This is a genomic window from Pseudomonas sp. GW822-FHT04C11 (assembly GCF_058800905.1).
In genome coordinates, this window is the sequence record NZ_JBXAMS010000002.1 from 368411 (window position 1) to 388194 (window position 19784).

Here is a 19784-nt window from a genome sequence, read left to right on the forward strand (position 1 = left end):
ACGACCCGTATAAAACAGACGCTTTGAAACTATAGAAGCCACAGGGTTCCGTCCTGCGACCATTGGGCAAGTTTTTTTCAAAAAAATGCCTTGAAACTACCCTTTACAGACAGGCGGCTAAAACCCGCACAAGCTTCTGCGCACGAGGGTCCATCAACACGTATGGCCCAAGGGTATTGGTCACAAAACCGAAGGCCACATCATGTTCCGGGTCAGCGAAACCGATGGAGCCACCAGCACCCGGATGACCAAACGCTCGAGGGCCGAGGCCAAAGGTCGCGTTGGGTACGTCCGGTTGATCGAGCATACAACCCAGACCGAAACGGGTCCGGGTCAGTAAAGTCTTGTCTTCGCCCAGGCTGTGCTCGCGAGTCAGTTCCTGGAGCATCTCGCTTTCCAGCAGGCTGCCATCGAGCAGACCGCTGTAGAACCCGGCCAGGCTGCGGGCATTGCCGTGGCCATTCGCTGCCGGTTGTTGCATACGACGCCATTCCGGCTTGTTGGTACTGGTCATGATCGATGGCGGGTTGGTAAACGCCAAAGTGGTCATGGCCTTCGGCTCACGCATCGTCACTTGCAGCAAACGCTGCGCCGCCGCATCGCCGACATTGCCCTTGCCACGCGCGATGTGCGCCACGCGATGGAACTCTTCATCCGCCAGGCCGACATGGAAATCCAGCCCCAGCGGTCGCGCAACACGTGCCACGATCGACTCGCCCGGACCACGGCCATCGGCGCGTCGCAGCAGTTCCCCGACCAGCCAGCCATAAGTGATCGCCGCATAACCATGGCCTTCACCGGGCGTCCACCAAGGGGCTTCGGCGGCCAGCGCGTCAACCATGGTTTGCCAGTTGTAGAGCGCCTCTGGTGGCAGCAATTCGCGCAAGGCCGGCAGACCCGCCTGATGGCAGAGCAACTGACGCAAGGTGATCGCTTCCTTGCCGGCAGCGGCGAACTCCGGCCAATACCTGGCGACCGGAGCATCGAGCTGCAACTTGCCTTCGGCGACCAGTTGCAGGGCGGTCACCGCGGTAAAGGTCTTGGTGCAGGAGAACAGGTTGGCAATGGTGTCGCTGTGCCAAGCCTCGTGACCGTCCTTGTCGGCAGTACCGGCCCAGAGGTCGACGACGGTTTCACCGCCGATTTGAATGCACAGTGCCGCGCCGCGTTCCTGGGGATCGTCGAAGAGTGCCGCGAAAGCTTCACGTACCGCTTCAAATTTAAGCTCGTAATGACCCTGAATCAGCACCCGTAACTCTCCGAAAAAACGTTTCGACACAATGACCTGCATTGTTCCAGCCCTTGAGCGATTTGGGAACAGGGGCGGGCTCGGCGGTTGCCGTAATCGTTAATAGGTCAGCGATCAAAAGATCAAAAGATCGCAGGCTTTAATGACCATTGGCGGAATGCCCACCTGCATGGCCAGCGCCCTGCCCTGCACCCTTGCTGTCGCGGCCTTTCTTCCCAGCTGTGTCTTCATGACCGGCACTGTCGGCTTTATCCGCCGCAGCCTTGGCCTTCTCGGCTTCTTTGCCGAGCTGATTGACGGCCTGCAAGTTGGCCTTGCGCACACTTTCGACAAAGCCCTGGAACGGCAGATCGGTGATCCCGACCAGACCGAAATGGCCGTTTTCACCGTCCAGCAGGCGACCGCTCACCGGTTGATCGAGGTACTGGAACCAATGCACGCCGACAATCGACGGTTCACTCACCGCTTGCTTGACGAAATTGGCGTAGGCCGGCCCACGGTCTTCTTCCTTCGCCAGCTCCGTTACTCCGCCCCAGAACGGACCGCGATCACGCGAACCGAAGTTGAACTCGGTGATCAGCACCGGTTTGTCCAACGCCTGTAGTTTGGCGAAGTCATAACCGTCCTGAGGTTTAAGCGTGTACATGTTGAAGCTCAGGACGTCGCAGTACTGCGCGCAAGACTCGACAGCCTCAGGTGTGCTGGTGGCAAACCGACCACCGAGCAGCAGGTGGTTGGGTGCGTGCCATTTCAGCGAATCGGCAATGGTCTTGAAGTAGGTATCGGCGAAGACTTTCTGGAAATACTTGAAGTCGGCTTCGATTTCCGGGTGTTCCGCACTTGGCAGCGGCGGCACGAATCCCGGGTCTTCCATCAATTCCCAGGCCGGCAAATCAATGCCCCAGGCTTTCGACAGGCCCGCCTGGTTACGGTATTTATCCCGCAATTGCTTGAGGAACGCCCGTTTGGCCGGCACGTCGGTGGTCATTTTCAAGGTGCCGTATGCCAAGGCATAACGGGCCTTCGGGTCATCGCCGGGACCGGCCCAGGCCAGTTCGTTATCGGCGAAGTAACCGATAAGCCATGGGTCGTCACGGTGATCGCGTGCAGCAATGGCCACGGCACGCTCGGTGGCCATGGCGAAACGCGGGTCGAACGGGTCGGGCATGCCGCCCCACCAGTCGGTGCCGGTGCTGATGCTGGCGTAATCGCCAACGATGGACAGCGGCAAGGTGTACGGCACACGGTCATTCAAGCCCAGCGCCGGGGCGCTCCAGTCGCCGATGGTGTTGAAACCCCAGGCTTGCAGACGGTCGAGTGTATGGCCGGTCCAGCGTTTTTCGTCGAACGTGTGGGAGGTGCACGGGGTTGTGGCGGTGTCGGCCTTGGCTTCATCAGCCTTGGTTTCAGTCACAACCGCACACGGTTGGCCATAAGTGCGCTGCAGGTTGGCACCGTAGAAGTCATACCAGCGACCGGCATTGAACCCACGTCCCTGATCGGCACCATTGCCATTGCGGTTGTCGCCTTCACCGTAATGGCTGGCCAATGGCTCGTCGTTAGCGGGCAACGACTCGAACATGGATTCGCGCCCGGCGACGTAGGTCTGGCTGGTATCGGCGGTGACTGTATTGACTCCCAGGGAATAGAACGGGTGACCTTCCGGGGTCACCAGATACCAGCGACCGTCACGCTTTTCAGTGCGGAAGAAGCCACTGGCCTTGAACGCCGGGCCTTTGCTCCAGCCACCGAACGTGTCCAGGGACGAGCGTTTACGCTCGGCCAGCCAGGTTTTCAGTTGCTGTTGTTCTTTGTTTGCCGCCGCTTTGAGTTGCTCGTCGCTGGTGACTTTTTCCGGCCATTTCGCTCGCGTGGACTGACCATAAGCGTCCACTAACGAACCGTAGGCGGCCTTGACCACCGACTCGCCGTCCTGCACGCCAAAGCGCTCAAGCATGATGCTCTGGGCGACTTTTGGCTGATCCATCGACAGCGTCACCGACACCACCTGGCTGCGATCCAGTTCACCCGTGCTGCTGGTCAGCAATACGCGCTGGCCTTCGACAGTGATCGGCATCGGCGGCCCGGCTTTCAGGCCCTGGCTCAGTGGCGAACTCGGTGTCAGCGGAACCAGCAAGGTTTGCGCAGGCCCGGCCGGCAAATCGATGCGGCTGACCAAGGTCTTGCCGTCGTTACTCTGGATTTTCACGTAGAGCGTTACAGGCCAGTTCATTGCACTCTGGATACGCAAGCTCATGACACCAGACTGCGACCAGTCCCAGGCGCCGCTTTGCGGAGTCAGACGCAGGTTCGGTTGAGCCGCCGGGTTGAAGGTCACCCGGCGCAGCACTTCACCTTCGGCCGTTTGCTCTGCGTTGGACTGCGGCAGACTGGCGTCCTGGGTCGCCACCTGGACCACATCGGCGGGCCGGACAAAGTTGAAAAGCGTCTGTTGTCCGGCCGGAGCCGCCAGCAGTGGCGCAGCGAACATCAGGGCAAAAACAGCGGGTAACGAACGGCGAATCATATGAACCAGGTTCTCCCTAACGACCAGTGAACGGCCTGTGTGGAATCGGTAGTGGGGGGATAGACAACGAAGTGGGCGATTTCGCCCACCGTGTCTCAAGATATTTCGCGGCGAAACGGCGGCAGCGCGTTGAGGATAGCTTTGCCGTAGCGTTGCGTGACCAGACGCCGGTCAAGCAAAGTGATGGTGCCGCGGTCTTCTTCGGTGCGCAGCAGGCGCCCGCAAGCCTGAACCAGCTTGAGCGAGGCGTCGGGCACCGAGATTTCCATGAACGGATTACCACCTCGGGCTTCAATCCATTCGGCCAGCGCGGCTTCGACCGGATCGTCCGGGACCGAGAACGGGATCTTGGCGATCACCACGTGCTCGCAGTAAGCACCCGGCAAGTCGACACCCTCGGCGAAACTCGCCAGGCCGAACAGCACGCTGGAGTCACCGCCATCGACCCGCGCCTTGTGCTTGTTCAGGGTTTCCTGCTTCGACAGGTTGCCTTGAATGAACACTTGCTTGCGCCAGTCGCGGTCCAGGCCGTCGAACACGTCCTGCATCTGTTTGCGCGAAGAGAACAGCACCAGCGTGCCGCGCGAGCCTTCGACCAGTTCCGGCAGGTCACGAATGATCGCCGCGGTGTGCGCGGCCGCGTCCCGTGGGTCGGCGCGCAGGTCCGGCACCCGCAGCACGCCTGCGTCAGCGTGATGGAACGGGCTCGGCACCACCGCCGTCACGGCCTTTTTCGGCAGACCGGCGCGCATGCGGAAACGGTCGAAGGTGCCCAGTGCGGTCAAGGTGGCCGAGGTCACCAGCGCACCGTAAGCCACATTCCACAGGTTGCGTCGGAGCATTTCCGCCGCCAGGATCGGGCTGGCGTTGACCTCGATATCGAACAGCGAACCGCTTTCGGCCAGGGTCAGCCAGCGCGCCATCGGCGGGTTGTCTTCCGGGTCTTCGGCGGTGAATGCGGTCCACAGCTCCCAGTTGCCCTGGGAACGGGACAGCAGGCTACCAAACAGCGGATACCATTCTTCGGCCTGATTGCTGGCGATGCCGATATTGACCTCGCCATCCATGCCTTCCTTGAGCAGCTCGGTGAGCCGGGTAAAGACATCGGTCAGGCGTGCGAAGCCTTTCTTCAGCTCGACGCCCATCTCGCGCATATGCTCGGGAATCACCCCGCCGACGAAACGATGACGTGGCCGTTCACGGCCCTCGACGTCTTCGCCGGGCTTGAATTCGGCAACCTGTTCGCAGGCAGTAAACATGAACTGCTGCTGGGTCTTGATCTCTCGGGCCAGCTCCGGCACTTGTTCGATCAGCTTGCCCAGATCGCCCGGCAACGGGTGCTGGGCCAGCAATTTGGTGAGGTTCTTGGCGGTCGTTTCCAGCCAGTCGGCGGTGGAACGCAAACGCGTGTAATGGGCGAAGTGGCCGATCGCCTTGTCCGGCAGGTGATGGCCTTCGTCGAACACGTAGATGGTGTCGCGCGGGTCGGGCAACACGGCACCACCGCCCAACGCCAGGTCAGCGAGGACCATGTCGTGGTTGGTGACAATCACGTCAACCTTGCCCATGCCTTCGCGGGCCTTGTAGAAGGCGCACTGACCAAAGTTGGGGCAATGACGGTTGGTGCACTGACTGTGATCGGTGGTCAGGCGCGCCCAGTCCGCATCTTCAAGGGCGGTGGGCCAACTGTCGCGGTCACCGTCCCATTTATTGCCGGCAAGCTTTTCGATCATGCTGGTAAACAGCTTCTGACTGGCTTCATCGACCTCGATCTTGAAGCCTTCTTCTTCGAACAGCTGCGCGGTAGCGGTTTGCGCGTGACCTTCCTGCAACAACATGTCGAGCTTGGACAGGCACATGTAGCGGCCACGGCCCTTGGCCAGCGCAAAGCTGAAGTTCAGCCCGCTGTTACGCATCAGGTCCGGCAGGTCCTTGTAGACGATCTGTTCCTGCAGGGCGACGGTCGCGGTAGCGATCACCAGGCGTTTACCGGCAGCCTTGGCAGTCGGAATCGCCGCCAGGCTGTAGGCCACGGTTTTCCCGGTACCGGTGCCGGCTTCCACCGCGACAATCGCGGGGTCGCCACTGCGCCGGCCTTCGTCGTCGGTGTCGATGTCACCGAGGACCTTGGCAATTTCGGCGATCATCAGGCGCTGGCCGTAACGCGGCTTGAGGCTCTTGGCTTCGAGAAAACGCGAGTAGGCGCCCTGGATCGTGGTTTTGAGTTCTGTGCTGATCATGGATTGTCGGGCGCAAAAAACGCTGGATAAATTTTCAGTGGTTCGGATCGGCGGCTATCATACCCCGCTAATTAATCCCGCGCAGAACGGAGTACCCCAATGACACCTTTCGCCCTCATTTACACCCTGCATGTACTGGCGGCCCTGATCTGGGTCGGCGGCATGTTTTTCGCCTGGATGGTCCTGCGCCCCGCCGCCATGAAGGCACTTGAAGGGCCGGCGCGACTGAAACTGTGGGTAGAAGTGTTTCAAGGTTTTTTTGTCTGGGTCTGGGTCGCCGTGGTGATCTTGCCGATCAGTGGCGTCGGGCTGATTCATCTGCGCTTCAGCGGTTTTGAAACCGCACCGCGTTACGTGCAGATCATGATGGGGTTGTATCTGGTGATGACCGCGCTGTTTATCCGCATTCAGGCGCTGAATCTGCCGGAATTGCGTAAAGCGGTGCTGGCCGAGGATTGGCCGACGGGTGCGGCGATGCTGGGCAAGATTCGGCGCTTGGTGGGGATCAATCTATTGCTGGGGCTGCTGCTGGTGGCGGTGGCCTCGGCTCGGCCGATGTTCTAGGGATAACGCAGCCCAGCAGGGCTTTTGTGGCGAGGGGGCTTGCCCCCGTCGGCCGGTCCGCGCTCGGGCGAAGCAGTCGTAAACCAGTCACCGCATGCATTCTGAAGGAACGGGAGCGCTGGTTCTGGGGCCGCTTTGCGACCCGGCGGGGGCAAGCCCCCTCGCCACAGGGGACTCGCCAGTTCTTACAACCGCTGTACCGTCACGGCACCTGCCGCCCCGGCAGGACCTGGCTGACCTTGCGCACCTGCACGACCGCTTTTACCGCCGTCGGCACGGTAGACGAAACACCCCTTGGCCTTTCCGCCTGCGCCGGGCTTGCCACCGGCACCCGCTACGCCGCCGGCGCCACCGTCGACCAGCACCTTGATCTGCTGGGCCGGGTAATCACGCGGTAATTCCACCCGGACCTGCGCACCCGGCGCCCCGGCATGACCATCGCCACCATTATCACCATCCGCCCCATGCCCGGCCTGGCCCCATGTGCAACCCGGCTCCTGGCCGTTGCCGCCATCGAGCCCCACGTAACCTGGCGCACCGGCGCCGCCACGGGCATCCACCGACAACTCGGGAGCATTCAGCGAGGCAATCCGCAGATTCAGGTTGCGCCCGGCGCGGGCGGCCTTGAGGTAAGTGCCGGGTGCGCCTCGCGAGGTGATCTGGCTGCCACTGGCAAGCTGCGCACGGCTGATATTCAGTTGCAGAGCCTGTTCGCTGGGGACAATGGCGATCCGTGCCTCGCGGCCCAGACGCAACTCGCCAACGCTCAATTCGGTCACGTTCGAGGGGATCAGCAGCGTGCCATTATCGGCGACTTCCAGGCGCTCCAACTGCAAGGTGCTGGCGGTATTGGGCAAACGCAGCAGCGAGTTGGTCTCGACCGTGACCACTTGAGCCATCGCCATCGGGCTGATCAAGGCGGCGAGCAGGCAGAGCTTACGCATGGCGAACCTCCCCGGCGGCAGGGGTTGCAAGGGTTTGCACATGGAAAATACCGACAATGAGGATCTGCCAGCGATCACGCCACGGATGAGCCCGCTCTTTAAGGTTGCGGTTAAAGAGCACCAACTCCACAACATGGGTCATCAGCAACAGACAGCCGATCAGATTGATCATCAAATGAAACGGACCGATCAACGGGCTGATCAGATTGACCAGCACCACCAGCCAGAACAACAGGGTCAACCCCTTCCCCAAGCCCCAAAGCACTTTCATGTACGCCCCCGCAGATCATTATTCTTTGCGCGCACAGTACCGACTTCCGCAACGGATAAGCCAGAGGCCAACGAAAATTCTTCTGAACGGGCGGTTTAGAGCGTCGCATCTGTCGATCAGCGGTCCATCACCCGTTCGACTCCACGGCTTTTCGCCGCGTATTTACGGCGGGCCTCACCATTGCCTGCAAACCACCTCTAGGCCCGCACGTTCGGGCAGGCTAGTCTTCGCACATCTGATTGAGGATCTTCGATGACCACAGGTATTTCTTCGCGCACGCCCCAGCAAGCACTCGCCGCCTTGCTCGACCGTTATGCGCCACAACGTCTGTTGCTGATCGGCGCCAGCGGCTTCCCGGCGCTCGAAGCTTTCAAGCTCGCGCACCCGGATGCCTGCGTCGCGCAAGTCGCGCCCGGCCCTCTGCCACCTGAGCTTGCCGCACAACGCTTCGACCTGGCGCTGGCACTCGACTGCCTTGAGCATCTGCCCAAACGCGATGGCCTGAACCTGCTCGGCGGAATTCGCAATCTCAACGCTAGCCGCATCGCGGTGCTGGCAGACCTGAAAGCCTGCGGCTGGCAAGAAACCGACTTCTTTTCCTTGGCACTGCAGGCCAGCGAACGCTTCCAGCGTGACGAACAGGTCCTGACACTGTTTACCTACGATCTGCTTGACTACAAACAAGTGCCTGACTGGCTCAATTCACGCTTCTGGGCCAATCCGGAAAACTTCGGAAAATACTGGTGGTAACACGATGAGTACGTCCATTTGCCCGTGCGGCAGTGGCACCCTGCTGGATGCCTGCTGCGGCCATTACCACGCCGGCCACCCCGCGCCATGCGCCGAAGCCTTGATGCGTTCGCGCTACAGCGCCTATGTGCTGGGCCTGATCGACTATCTGGTGGCCACCACCCTGCCCGCCCAACAGGCAGGCCTGGATCGTCAGTCGATCAGCGAATGGAGCGCGCAAAGCACCTGGCTTGGCCTTGAGGTGGAAAGCTCCGAGGTCTTCGGCGGCCAGCCTGAACATGCATTCGTCACCTTCACCGCACGCTGGCACGACAGCACCGGCGAGCACAGCCACCGCGAACGCTCATCCTTTGTGCAAAACGCCGGGCGCTGGTACTTCATTGACCCGACCGTGCAGCTCAAGGCCGGGCGCAATGATGCATGCCCCTGCGCCAGCGGGCAGAAATTCAAGAAGTGTTGTGCGAGTTATTTCACCGTTTGAGGCGATCTTTTGGGGCTAGACTGGGGGTCAAGGAGAAATACCACTATGACCCATCAGCAGCGCGCCTTACGAATTGTCACCCTGTTCATGTTCCTGAGCCTCGGTGGCTGCGCGTCCTGGTTCGCTGATGACACCCTCGACCCGCAAGTCCACCTGCTCAAAGTCGAAGTGGTGCGTGCCAAACTCCTTGAGCAGAAATTCATGCTCTACTTTCGCGTCGACAACCCCAACGACTCCGACCTTAGAGTTCGCGGCCTGGTGTACCGGATTCATTTAAGCGATTTCCTGCTGGCCGAAGGCGAGGCCAGCGAATGGTTCACCGTCGACCCGAAAAGCAGCAGCTATTTCCAGGTGCCGATCCGCACCAACCTCTGGCAACACCTGCGTGAGGTGGTAAAAATGCTGAAGAAACGCGACCAGCCGATCCCCTATCGCCTGGAAGGAACACTTCAAACCGGAATATTCATCGGCAATGACGTGCACCTGGCCAATAATGGCGAGATAATTCCCGGCGATTTCATTCCGGAGTAACCTCGATGACCCAGCAACCCCATGTCCATGGCCCTGACTGCAACCACGATCATGACCATCACGACCACCATGATCACGACCATGGCCATGTTCATGGCCCGAACTGCGGCCACGCTCACCAGGAGCCGGTGCGCAACGCGTTGAAAGACGTTGGCCGCAACGACCCTTGCCCATGCGGCAACGGCAAGAAGTTCAAGAAGTGCCACGGCGCTTGATTCTCTAGCCGCACGCATCCCCCCTGTAGGAGCAAGGCTTGCCCGCGATAGGATCGCCTCGGTATCTGAGGTATTACGCGTCATCGCTCATCGCGGGCAAGCCTTGCTCCCACAGGTTTTAATCAGCCATCAGAATCTCGGCTGTGCGAATCACCGTCGCATACTCCCCGTGCAGATTGCCCAGCGACATGGCGTGCACCTCCTGCGCCGAATGCTTGTTGCCGAAGAAGTCGAGCTTGTCGAAGGTGTAGCAGGCGTCTTCCACGACCCAGGTTTCAAACCCCAGATTGCCCGCCGTACGCGCCGTGGACTCGACCGAGTTATGGGTCGCCACGCCGACAATGATCAGTTGCTCGATCCCCGCCTCACGCAAACCCGCTGCAAGCGTCGTCCCGCTGAACGCATCCGGAACCTGTTTCTGGATCACACACTCGCCCGATTGCGGCTCGAACCGTTCCTGAAACTCGACACCCGACTGCTGTGGCCAGAACACCGATTCCGGCGAGCGGGACAAATGCTGCACATGAATCACCGGCCGCGCCATGCGCCGCCATTCCCTCAACAACTCGGCCATCCGCTCCTCGGCGTGGGGGTTATTGCGTGGTCCAAGCCTGGGGTGATGAATGCCTTTTTGCTGATCGATCAGAATAAGCACTGCGTTTGCCTGAAGTTCCATGGCGAGTTATCTCTTGCACGGGTCATTGAATTTTCCACACTTGAGCATCACACCCTCCTCCAGGCAAGTCATCGTGAACGCCAATCCCCTGAAAACAGCGCAGTCCCCTGTGGCGAGGGAGCTTGCTCCCGCTGGGGCGCGAAGCGGGCCTGAAAATGGGACTGCTACGCAGTCCAGCGGGAGCAAGCTCCCCCACCACAGATACAGCCTCCAGCGTCAAATTCTTTGATTTATCGGACAAACCTTGAAATAAGATCGGCACCCGCTTGCGCGGCCTTCTCCTGCTCACTAACGTAGCGCCTTTATTGCGCCTCTACTCCCGCAGGAGCTTTGCCATGGCCTCGCCAGCCTTTACATCTTTTCTTCCCCGGTTCGGCGTTGCCGCAGCAGTGGCCAGTGTGCTCAGCCTCACCGGTTGCCAGACCTGGAATGCCCAGGACAGCCTGCCACCCACCGCAGGCGTGCAGCCGCTCAAAGGGTTGGCGCAGAACGTTTCAGTGCGGCGCAATGCCATGGGCGTGCCGCTGATCGAAAGCAACACCTTCCACGACGCACTGTTCACCCTCGGCTACGTACACGCCAGTGATCGCATCACCCAGATGGTCACCATGCGCCTGCTGGCCCAGGGTCGCCTGTCGGAGATGTCCGGCGCAGAGATGCTCGACGCTGACCGCTACATGCGCGCAGTCAACCTGAAGAAAAGTGCCGACGAGCTCTACAAGGCCTCCTCTCCGCGCCTGCAACGCTTCTTTGAAGTCTATGCACGCGGGGTCAACGCCTACCTGTTCCGCTATCGCGACAAGCTGCCGTCGGACCTGGCCGCCACTGGCTACCAACCTGAATACTGGAAACCGGAAGATTCGGCGCTGATTTTCTGCCTGCTGAACTTCAGCCAGTCAGCCAACCTGCCGCAAGAAATCGCTTCGCTGGTGATGGCGCAAACCGTCACGACAGACAAACTCCCGTGGCTGTTGCCGTCGTATCCGGACGAAAAGCTGCCACTCGCCGAAGCTGAAAAGCTTAAAGGCGTGAAGCTCAACGGCACGATCCCGGGCCTGAGCGAACTCAGTAAAGCCGGCGACCAGTTGTCCGCATTGAATTTGCTCGGCGCCACGGCGTCGAGCAACTGGGCAATTGCCCCGCAGCGCAGTCGCAGCGGCAAGAGCCTGCTGGCCAGCGACAGCCAATTCCCGATTGGCGTGCCGTCGCTGTGGAACTACGTACAGATCCGTTCGCCGAAGTACCAGGCGGCCGGGGTTTCCATTGCCGGCCTGCCGATGGTCCTCGCCGGTTTCAACAGTAAAGTGGCGTGGAGCATGACCGCGGTCATGGGCGATAACCAGGACCTGTTCCTTGAAAAACTCAAGCGTCAAGGCAATGGCCTGAGCTACGAAGTCTCAGGCAAATGGCAACCGGTGACGGTTCGCAACGAAACCTACTTCGTCAAAGGCCAGCGGCCGATTCGCGAAGCCGTGTACGAAACCCGCCACGGCCCGCTGCTCAACAGCGCTCAAGGCAGCGCACTGGGCAATGGTTTCGGTCTGGCGTTGCAGATGCCGAACTTTACCGACGACAAGAGCCTCGATGCCTTCTTCGACTTGTCCCGTGCACAGAGCGCAGAGAAAGCCTCGGACGCCAGCCGTGAAATCCGCGCTATCGCGCTGAACATGGTATTCGCCGATGCCAGCCACATCGGCTGGCAAGTCACCGGGCGCTTCCCGAACCGCCGCGAAGGTGAAGGCCTGTTGCCATCGCCGGGCTGGGAAGGTCGTTACGACTGGGACGGTTACGCCGACCCGATGCTCCACCCTTATGACCAGGACCCGGCCCAAGGCTGGGTCGGCACCGCCAACCAGCGGGTCATCCCTCATGGTTACGGCATGCAGCTGTCCAACTCCTGGGCCGCGCCCGAGCGTGGCGAGCGCATCGCCGAGCTGGCGGCTGCCGGCAAGCACGACAGCCGCAGCATGATCGCGATGCAGTACGACCAGACCACGCTGTTCGCCGCCAAACTGAAAAAGATGTTTGAAGCCCCGGGCATGTCCCAGCCTCTGAAACAGGCGATCGACGCACTGCCTGCTGCCGAAGCCGGCAAAGCGCGCGAAGCTTACAACCGCTTGATGGCGTTCGACGGCAAGCTCAGCCCGACTTCGGCCGACGCAGCGATCTATGAACTGTTCCTGCAAGAAAGCATGAAGCAGATCTTCCTCGACGAGCTCGGCCCAGAGTCCAGCCCGACGTGGAAAGCCTTCGTCGCCAACGGCAAATTGTCCTACTCGGCCCAGGCCGACCATTTGCTGGGTCGCGAAGACAGCCCGTTCTGGGATGACCTGCGCACGCAGCAAAAAGAAGACAAACCGACCATTCTCGCCCGTAGCCTGGCCGCGGCCATTACCGCCGGCGAGAGCCAGATGGGTGCCGACCACAAAGCCTGGCAGTGGGGCAAACTGCACCACTACGAATGGAAAAACAGCCGAGGCCAGACCGTGCGTGGCGCCATGTCAGCCGGAGGTGACCACACCACATTGAATGCTGCCGCGTACACGTGGGGGCAGGACTTCAACGTGACGCGGGTGCCGGCCATGCGTTTCATTGTCGACTTCGGCCAGGCCGAACCGCTGATGGGTCAGAGCGGCACCGGCCAATCCGGTAACCCGGCCAGCCCGAACTATATCGACAGCATCGACCCGTGGCTCAAAGGCCAATACATGAGCTTGCCGATGCAACCGCAGAACTTCGACAAGATATATGGCAAAACGCGGCTGACCCTGGTGCCAGGCAAGTAACACGTAGAGCGATCAGTGACGAGGGAGCTTGCTTCCTCGCCACCGATCGCTCTACTTTGGTGCGGCAATTTGTTCACGCCCGTTTTTGGGCACGATTCCTCTCCAGACGTGTCTTGAATCATCTTTTAAAACGCTTGTTCGGGACTCTGGTTCGGAAATTGCTACTTTCATAAGGTCTTACGCTTTCCAGTAACAATAATTTCGCGCCACAAGCGCTCAAATTGGTTCTTAGGGATTTAATAATGAAAAAAGCATTGCTGACCCTTTCTGCACTGGCGTTGTGCATGGCCGCTGGTTCCGCACTGGCCAAGGAATATAAAGAACTGCGTTTTGGCGTTGACCCTTCCTACGCTCCGTTCGAGTCCAAAGCGGCCGACGGCAGCCTGGTGGGCTTCGACATTGATCTGGGCAACGCGATCTGCGCCGAGCTGAAGGTCAAGTGCAAATGGGTCGAAAGCGATTTCGACGGCATGATTCCAGGCCTCAAGGCGAATAAATTCGACGGTGTGATCTCTTCGATGACCGTCACCGAAGCCCGCGAAAAAGTCATCGACTTCTCCAGCGAACTGTTCTCCGGCCCTACCGCACTGGTCTACAAGAAAGGCTCCGGCATTTCTGACGTGGCTTCGCTCAAGGGTAAAAAGGTCGGCTACGAGCAAGGCACCATTCAGGAAGCCTACGCCAAGGCCGTGCTGGACAAGGCTGGCGTGACCACTCAGGCCTACGCCAACCAGGATCAGGTCTACGCCGACCTGACTTCCGGTCGTCTGGACGCCTCGATCCAGGACATGCTGCAAGCCGAACTGGGCTTCTTGAAGTCGCCACAAGGCGCTGCTTATGAAGTCAGCAAGCCGGTCAACGATCCTTTGCTGCCAGCCAAAACAGCTGTCGGTATCTCGAAAGGTAACAAAGAGCTCAAAGCCCTTCTCGATAAAGGTATCAAAGCGTTACACGATGATGGCACCTACGCGACCATTCAAAAGAAACACTTCGGTGATCTGAATCTGTACAGCGGCAAATAATGCCCGGCGCCCATCCTCGTGATGGGCGCTTTTTTCACGCTATCAGGTTGCAGATTTTATGTTCGAACAACTGTTACAAAACCTCGGGCTTTCCGCCTTCAGCTTGAAGGGCTTTGGCCCGCTGCTGATGCAAGGCACCTGGATGACCATCAAATTATCGGTGTTGTCGCTGCTGGTGGCCGTGTTGCTCGGCCTGCTCGGCGCCACTGCCAAACTCTCCAGCGTCAAACTGCTACGAGTTCCCGCCCAGATCTACACCACCCTGATTCGCGGCGTGCCGGACCTGGTGCTGATGCTGCTGATTTTCTACAGCCTGCAAACCTGGCTGACCTCCCTGACCGACCTGATGGAATGGGAGTACATCGAAATCAACCCGTTCAGCGCCGGGGTCATCACCCTGGGCTTTATCTACGGCGCGTACTTCACCGAGACCTTTCGCGGCGCAATCCTCGCCGTTCCACGGGGTCAGGTCGAAGCCGCCACGGCTTATGGCCTCAAGCGCGGCCAGCGGTTTCGCTTCGTGGTGTTCCCGCAGATGATGCGCTTTGCCCTGCCGGGCATCGGCAATAACTGGATGGTGATGCTCAAGGCCACCGCGCTGGTGTCGATCATCGGCCTGGCGGACCTGGTCAAAGCGGCTCAGGACGCCGGTAAAAGCTCCTATCAACTGTTTTACTTCCTGGTGCTGGCCGCCTTGATTTACCTGCTGATCACCAGCGCTTCGAACTTTGTCCTGCGCAGGCTTGAACGCCGTTATGCCGCCGGTGCCCGGGAGGCCGTACGATGATCGAACTTCTACAGGACTACTGGAAACCGTTCCTTTATACCGACGGTTACCACATCACCGGCCTGGCGATGACCATGTGGCTGCTCAGCGCCTCGATCTTCATCGGTTTTCTGGTGTCGATTCCGCTGTCGATTGCCCGGGTTTCCAGCAAGCTCTATGTGCGCTGGCCGGTGCAGTTCTACACCTACCTGTTCCGTGGCACACCGCTGTATATCCAGTTGCTGATTTGCTACACCGGGATCTACAGCCTGGCCGCGGTCCGTGCGCAGCCAGTACTCGACGCGTTCTTTCGCGATGCGATGAACTGCACCATCTTAGCCTTTGCCCTGAACACCTGCGCCTACACCACGGAGATTTTCGCCGGGGCGATTCGCAGTATGAACCACGGTGAAGTCGAAGCCGCCAAGGCCTACGGTCTGACGGGTTGGAAGCTATATGCCTACGTGATCATGCCGTCAGCCCTGCGTCGTTCGTTGCCGTACTACAGCAACGAAGTGATCCTGATGCTGCACTCGACCACTGTAGCCTTCACCGCCACCGTCCCGGACGTTCTGAAAGTCGCTCGTGACGCCAACTCGGCGACCTTCCTGACCTTTCAGTCGTTCGGCATTGCCGCGCTGATTTACCTGACCGTCACCTTTGCGCTGGTCGGCCTGTTCCGACTGGCCGAACGCCGATGGCTGGCGTTCCTCGGGCCGACTCACTAGGATTTTTTGCAAATGCGCCACCAGATCCATGACCTGCTTGCCCCACTGCCGGGCACTGCACGACAGATCCACAGCTTCCACTTCGGCCCGACCCAGGCCAAAGGCAAAATCTACATCCAGTCCTCGCTGCACGCCGACGAAATGCCCGGCATGCTGGTGGCTTGGCACCTCAAGCTGCGCCTGGCCGAGCTCGAAGCCGCCGGCCGTCTGCGCAGCGAGATCGTGCTGGTGCCCGTGGCCAACCCGATTGGCCTCGAACAAGTGCTGATGGACGTGCCACTGGGCCGCTATGAACTGGAAAGCGGACAGAACTTCAACCGCTGGTTCGTTGACCTCGGCGAAGAAGTCGGCAACGAGATCGAAGGGCAACTCAACGACGACCCACAACACAACCTTGAGTTGATCCGCAGCAGCCTGCGCAATGCGCTGGCTCGGCAAACCGCCCGCACCCAACTGCAATCCCAGCGCCTGACCCTGCAAACACTGGCCTGCGACGCGGACATGGTGCTGGACCTGCATTGTGATTTCGAAGCCGTCGCGCACCTGTACACCACGCCCGAGGCCTGGCCGCAAGTCGAGCCACTGGCGCGCTACATCGGCGCCGAAGCCAGCCTGCTGGCCACTGACTCCGGCGGTCATTCGTTCGATGAGTGTTTCACGCTGGTCTGGTGGCAAATGCAGGAGCGCTTCGGTGAGCACTTCGACATTCCGCTGGGCAGCTTCTCGGTGACCGTCGAATTGCGCGGTCAAGGCGACGTCAATCATCCGCTGGCCAGCCTCGACTGCCAGGCGCTGATCGACTATCTGGTTCATTTCGGCGCAATCGAAGGTGAAGCAACGCCCTTGCCCGAACTGCCCTACCCCGCCACGCCACTGGCCGCAGTAGAACCGGTTGCAACCCCGGTCGGCGGCTTGCTGGTGTACCACGTGCTGCCGGGCGAGTACCTGGAGGCGGGACAACTGATCGCCGAAATCATCGACCCGATCGGCGACCGCGTGACCCCGGTTCATTGCGCCAACGCCGGCCTGCTCTACGCCCGTTCGACTCGCCGGATGGCCACCGCAGGCATGGTGATCGCCCATGTTGCAGGCCTCGAAGCCTATCGCACCGGCTACCTACTTTCGCCTTGAGGATGCATGCCCCATGTACAAACTGACCATCGAAGGCCTGCATAAATGCTACGGCACTCATGAAGTGCTCAAAGGCGTTTCGCTCAAGGCCAAGACCGGTGACGTGATCAGCCTGATCGGCGCCAGCGGCTCGGGCAAGAGCACCTTTTTGCGCTGCATCAACTTTCTCGAACAACCCAACGACGGCGCCATGAGCCTGGACGGTCAAGCGATCCGCATGATCAAAGACTCCCATGGCATGCGGGTGGCCGATGAAGCCGAACTGCAACGAATCCGTACCCGACTGGCAATGGTGTTCCAGCACTTCAACCTGTGGAGCCACATGACGGTACTGGAAAACATCACCATGGCCCCGCGCCGGGTGCTGGGGGTCAGCAAGAAGGACGCCGAAGATCGCGCCCGGCGTTATCTGGACAAGGTCGGCCTTGCGGCGCGTGTGGCGGATCAATACCCGGCGTTCCTGTCCGGCGGCCAGCAACAGCGAGTGGCCATTGCCCGCGCACTGGCGATGGAGCCGGAAGTCATGCTGTTCGACGAACCGACCTCGGCGCTGGACCCGGAACTGGTGGGTGAAGTGCTCAAGGTGATCCAGGGGCTGGCCGAAGAAGGCCGGACCATGATCATGGTGACCCACGAAATGAGCTTCGCCCGCAAAGTCTCGAATCAGGTGCTGTTCCTGCATCAGGGGCTGGTAGAGGAAGAAGGCGCGCCTGAAGACGTGCTGGGTAACCCGAAGAGCGAACGCCTCAAGCAATTCCTCAGCGGCAACCTCAAGTAACCCCAGATGCCGTAGGAGCGTGGCTTGCCCGCGATGGGGCAACGCGATTTATCTGATAACCCGCGTTATCGTTCATCGCGGGCAAGCCACGCTCCCACAGGGATCAATCCAACCTCGGGCCATTGAATTTCGATGCGGAAAATCAGGCAACCGGCGCCGGAGGCGGCTTATCCGGCAAGGTGGGTTCACCAGGCTCACCTGGTTCCGTCGGTTGTTCGTTCGGGGTATCGGGGTCGGGCTGACCAGGGATTCCGCCGGCCTGCGTGACAGGCGGATGCGCCAGCAATGACCAGGCCAGCAGGCCCACTTGATTGGGCTCAAGCCTTGCCAGTTCGGCACTTACTCGCGGATCGATCTTCATGAAGCACTCCTGAGCGATGGCCCGATGCGCCTTGCGCGCATCGGAGCAGTACACCCCATAGAGTGTACGCCCGCCCAGGAATTCCAACGGTTTGTCAGACGGCTGACTCAGGTACGCGGCAGGGTCACGCCACGCTGGCCCTGATACTTGCCGCCACGGTCCTTATAAGACACTTCACACTCTTCGTCGGACTCGAAAAACAGCATCTGCGCCACACCTTCGTTGGCGTAGATCTTCGCCGGCAACGTGGTGGTGTTCGAGAACTCCAGGGTCACGTGACCTTCCCACTCCGGTTCCAGCGGCGTGACGTTGACGATGATGCCGCAACGAGCGTAGGTGCTCTTGCCCAGGCAGATCGTCAGTACATTGCGCGGAATACGGAAGAACTCGACGGTACGCGCCAGCGCGAAAGAGTTCGGTGGAATGATGCAGACATCGCTTTTGACGTCGACGAAGCTCTTCTCATCGAAGTTTTTCGGATCGACAGTCGCCGAATTGATGTTGGTGAACACCTTGAATTCATCGGCGCAACGCACGTCATAGCCGTAGCTCGATACGCCGAAGGAAATCAGCCGATCGGCGCCTTCGCCACGCATCTGGCGCTCTACGAAGGGCTCGATCATGCCGTGCTCTTGCGCCATGCGGCGAATCCACTTGTCCGATTTGATGCTCATGGCGGGGGTGTCCTGAATAGCGAGGTGGAAAAATTCTGTCCGGCATCTTACCGGGGCGCGCCGCCGGTTCAAAGTCCGGGGCACAATTCTCGCCGATCCCCCACGATTTCCGGGCCTTCGCGGCAATACGGCGCACCGTCAGTCATGAAAACAGAGAAACCTTCGCAAAGACCATTGGCACGTTCAGGAAAAAGGGTTAAGGTGGCGCCACTGTGCTGCTTGTGTCACTGAGAATCTCTACACGATATGTTGAATTTCGATCCAACCATCTACAAGAATTTTTCCTGCTCTTTGCACTCAGTCTCGGCCAGGGTTCTTCCTGAGTCGCAGTTATCTTTGTTCAAGGAGTTACACCATGTCTAATCGCCAAACCGGTACCGTTAAGTGGTTCAACGATGAAAAAGGCTTCGGCTTCATCACTCCACAATCCGGTGACGACCTGTTCGTTCACTTCAAAGCTATCCAATCCGACGGCTTCAAAAGCCTGAAAGAAGGCCAACAGGTTTCTTTCATCGCTACCCGCGGTCAGAAAGGCATGCAAGCTGAAGAAGTTCAAGTTATCTAACTTGTCCTGATTTAGTAAAAGGCCCCGCCCTCAAAAGCGGGGCTTTTTTGTGCCTGTCTGTTTTTACCGGCCACACCCGATTTGGCGAGATTTTCATTCGCTCACGGAAGACTTACTCTGGAAGCAGCCTCAACACCCTCATCAGGAAGCGGCAACGTGACTGACGCCAACCATGAAACCGAGACCCCGGCACAGATGCGCCGAACCACGCTCTACCTGACCCTGGCCCAGGTTCCGGAAGGCAAAGTGGTGAGTTACGGTCAACTCGCCGAACTGGCAGGCCTGGGGCGGGCCGCCCGCTGGGTGGGGCGCACATTGAGTCAGTTGCCCGGCGACACCAAGCTGCCCTGGCATCGCGTATTGGCTGCCGGCGGTCGCCTCAGCCTACCAGCGGGAAGCCCCTCCGGCGATGAACAGCGGGCACGCTTGCGCATGGAAGGTGTCAGTGTCCTGAACAATCGTGTTGATATTCAGCGTCATGGCTGGCGCCCGGTAGAGCACAGCGGTTAGAGTGCGCGCTTTGTT

General features: G+C 59.8%; 21 protein-coding genes. 13 read left to right on the forward strand and 8 right to left on the reverse strand.

The features are described 5' to 3' along the window. Positions 1–103: 103 nt before the first annotated feature. From AC1RJ3_RS04490 to dinG, 3 genes are all read right to left on the reverse strand, one after another. Positions 104–1249 carry a serine hydrolase domain-containing protein gene (locus AC1RJ3_RS04490; protein ID WP_427533554.1) on the reverse strand — a complete coding sequence of 382 codons (1146 nt, stop codon included), beginning with the start codon at positions 1247–1249 and terminating at the stop codon, positions 104–106. A 139-nt stretch (positions 1250–1388) separates the two neighbouring features. Then, positions 1389–3776 (reverse strand): beta-galactosidase, encoded by a 2388-nt coding sequence (locus tag AC1RJ3_RS04495; RefSeq protein WP_493077646.1) that lies wholly within the window; start codon positions 3774–3776, stop codon positions 1389–1391. A gap of 95 nt (positions 3777–3871) precedes the next feature. Further along, a complete protein-coding gene (dinG, locus tag AC1RJ3_RS04500) occupies positions 3872–6016 on the reverse strand; it encodes an ATP-dependent DNA helicase DinG (protein WP_493077648.1) in 2145 nt (714 codons plus the stop codon). A 99-nt stretch (positions 6017–6115) separates the two neighbouring features. Between dinG and AC1RJ3_RS04505 the strand changes: the two genes are divergently transcribed. After that, a complete protein-coding gene (locus tag AC1RJ3_RS04505; protein WP_054596000.1) occupies positions 6116–6580 on the forward strand; it encodes a CopD family protein in 465 nt (154 codons plus the stop codon). A gap of 185 nt (positions 6581–6765) precedes the next feature. Here the strand turns inward: AC1RJ3_RS04505 and AC1RJ3_RS04510 are convergent, their stop codons facing one another. Both AC1RJ3_RS04510 and AC1RJ3_RS04515 read right to left on the reverse strand, forming a co-directional pair. Next, positions 6766–7524 (reverse strand): hypothetical protein, encoded by a 759-nt coding sequence (locus AC1RJ3_RS04510; RefSeq protein ID WP_103315455.1) that lies wholly within the window; start codon positions 7522–7524, stop codon positions 6766–6768. Further along, a complete protein-coding gene (locus AC1RJ3_RS04515; RefSeq protein WP_347929128.1) occupies positions 7517–7795 on the reverse strand; it encodes a DUF1145 domain-containing protein in 279 nt (92 codons plus the stop codon). Before AC1RJ3_RS04515 ends, AC1RJ3_RS04510 begins: the two co-directional genes overlap by 8 nt. Positions 7796–8047: 252 nt before the next feature. On the opposite strand from AC1RJ3_RS04515, the gene AC1RJ3_RS04520 reads away from it, so the two are divergent. The 4 genes from AC1RJ3_RS04520 to AC1RJ3_RS04535 are packed head-to-tail and all read left to right on the forward strand — an operon-like array spanning position 8048 to position 9772. Then, the gene (locus tag AC1RJ3_RS04520; RefSeq protein WP_054595997.1) at positions 8048–8545 is read left to right on the forward strand and encodes a DUF6231 family protein; all 498 of its coding nucleotides are present in this window, start codon (positions 8048–8050) and stop codon (positions 8543–8545) included. A gap of 4 nt (positions 8546–8549) precedes the next feature. Then, a complete protein-coding gene (locus tag AC1RJ3_RS04525) occupies positions 8550–9026 on the forward strand; it encodes a YchJ family protein (RefSeq protein WP_054595996.1) in 477 nt (158 codons plus the stop codon). Positions 9027–9071: 45 nt separating this feature from the next. Further along, on the forward strand, positions 9072–9557 hold the full coding sequence (locus AC1RJ3_RS04530) for an LEA/WHy family protein (protein ID WP_493077652.1): 486 nt from the start codon (positions 9072–9074) through the stop codon (positions 9555–9557). Positions 9558–9562: 5 nt separating this feature from the next. Further along, positions 9563–9772 carry an SEC-C metal-binding domain-containing protein gene (locus AC1RJ3_RS04535; protein ID WP_007906737.1) on the forward strand — a complete coding sequence of 70 codons (210 nt, stop codon included), beginning with the start codon at positions 9563–9565 and terminating at the stop codon, positions 9770–9772. Between the two features lie 118 nt (positions 9773–9890). Here AC1RJ3_RS04535 and AC1RJ3_RS04540 read toward each other — a convergent pair whose 3' ends face one another. After that, positions 9891–10448, reverse strand: a complete 558-nt coding sequence (locus tag AC1RJ3_RS04540; protein ID WP_493077654.1) for a cysteine hydrolase family protein — start codon at positions 10446–10448, stop codon at positions 9891–9893. 335 nt (positions 10449–10783) lie between these two features. Here AC1RJ3_RS04540 and AC1RJ3_RS04545 point away from each other — a divergent pair, with 335 nt between their 5' ends. The 6 genes from AC1RJ3_RS04545 (at position 10784) to AC1RJ3_RS04570 (ending at position 17659) form a co-directional block, all read left to right on the forward strand. Then, the gene (locus AC1RJ3_RS04545) at positions 10784–13234 is read left to right on the forward strand and encodes a penicillin acylase family protein (RefSeq protein ID WP_493077656.1); all 2451 of its coding nucleotides are present in this window, start codon (positions 10784–10786) and stop codon (positions 13232–13234) included. A 242-nt stretch (positions 13235–13476) separates the two neighbouring features. Further along, the gene (locus tag AC1RJ3_RS04550; RefSeq protein ID WP_054595992.1) at positions 13477–14256 is read left to right on the forward strand and encodes a transporter substrate-binding domain-containing protein; all 780 of its coding nucleotides are present in this window, start codon (positions 13477–13479) and stop codon (positions 14254–14256) included. Positions 14257–14314: 58 nt separating this feature from the next. Continuing rightward, the gene (locus tag AC1RJ3_RS04555) at positions 14315–15043 is read left to right on the forward strand and encodes an ABC transporter permease (protein ID WP_054595991.1); all 729 of its coding nucleotides are present in this window, start codon (positions 14315–14317) and stop codon (positions 15041–15043) included. Further along, positions 15040–15750 carry an ABC transporter permease gene (locus tag AC1RJ3_RS04560; protein ID WP_054595990.1) on the forward strand — a complete coding sequence of 237 codons (711 nt, stop codon included), beginning with the start codon at positions 15040–15042 and terminating at the stop codon, positions 15748–15750. The genes AC1RJ3_RS04555 and AC1RJ3_RS04560 overlap by 4 nt, the downstream gene beginning before the upstream one ends. 12 nt (positions 15751–15762) lie before the next feature. Beyond that, complete coding sequence (locus AC1RJ3_RS04565; protein WP_493077657.1) at positions 15763–16881, forward strand: succinylglutamate desuccinylase/aspartoacylase family protein; 1119 nt, start codon at positions 15763–15765, stop codon at positions 16879–16881. 13 nt (positions 16882–16894) lie between these two features. Then, positions 16895–17659, forward strand: coding sequence for an ABC transporter ATP-binding protein (locus AC1RJ3_RS04570; RefSeq protein WP_054595988.1), 765 nt, complete (start codon positions 16895–16897; stop codon positions 17657–17659). Between the two features lie 142 nt (positions 17660–17801). Here the strand turns inward: AC1RJ3_RS04570 and AC1RJ3_RS04575 are convergent, their stop codons facing one another. Continuing rightward, positions 17802–18020, reverse strand: a complete 219-nt coding sequence (locus AC1RJ3_RS04575) for a hypothetical protein (protein ID WP_054595987.1) — start codon at positions 18018–18020, stop codon at positions 17802–17804. A 107-nt stretch (positions 18021–18127) separates the two neighbouring features. Continuing rightward, on the reverse strand, positions 18128–18694 hold the full coding sequence (gene dcd / locus AC1RJ3_RS04580; RefSeq protein ID WP_019692149.1) for a dCTP deaminase: 567 nt from the start codon (positions 18692–18694) through the stop codon (positions 18128–18130). A 355-nt stretch (positions 18695–19049) separates the two neighbouring features. Here dcd and AC1RJ3_RS04585 point away from each other — a divergent pair, with 355 nt between their 5' ends. Together AC1RJ3_RS04585 and AC1RJ3_RS04590 are read left to right on the forward strand one after the other, a co-directional pair. Then, positions 19050–19259 (forward strand): cold-shock protein, encoded by a 210-nt coding sequence (locus AC1RJ3_RS04585; protein WP_002554837.1) that lies wholly within the window; start codon positions 19050–19052, stop codon positions 19257–19259. 195 nt (positions 19260–19454) lie between these two features. Next, positions 19455–19769, forward strand: coding sequence for an MGMT family protein (locus AC1RJ3_RS04590; protein WP_219731303.1), 315 nt, complete (start codon positions 19455–19457; stop codon positions 19767–19769). The last annotated feature ends 15 nt before the right edge of the window (positions 19770–19784 follow it).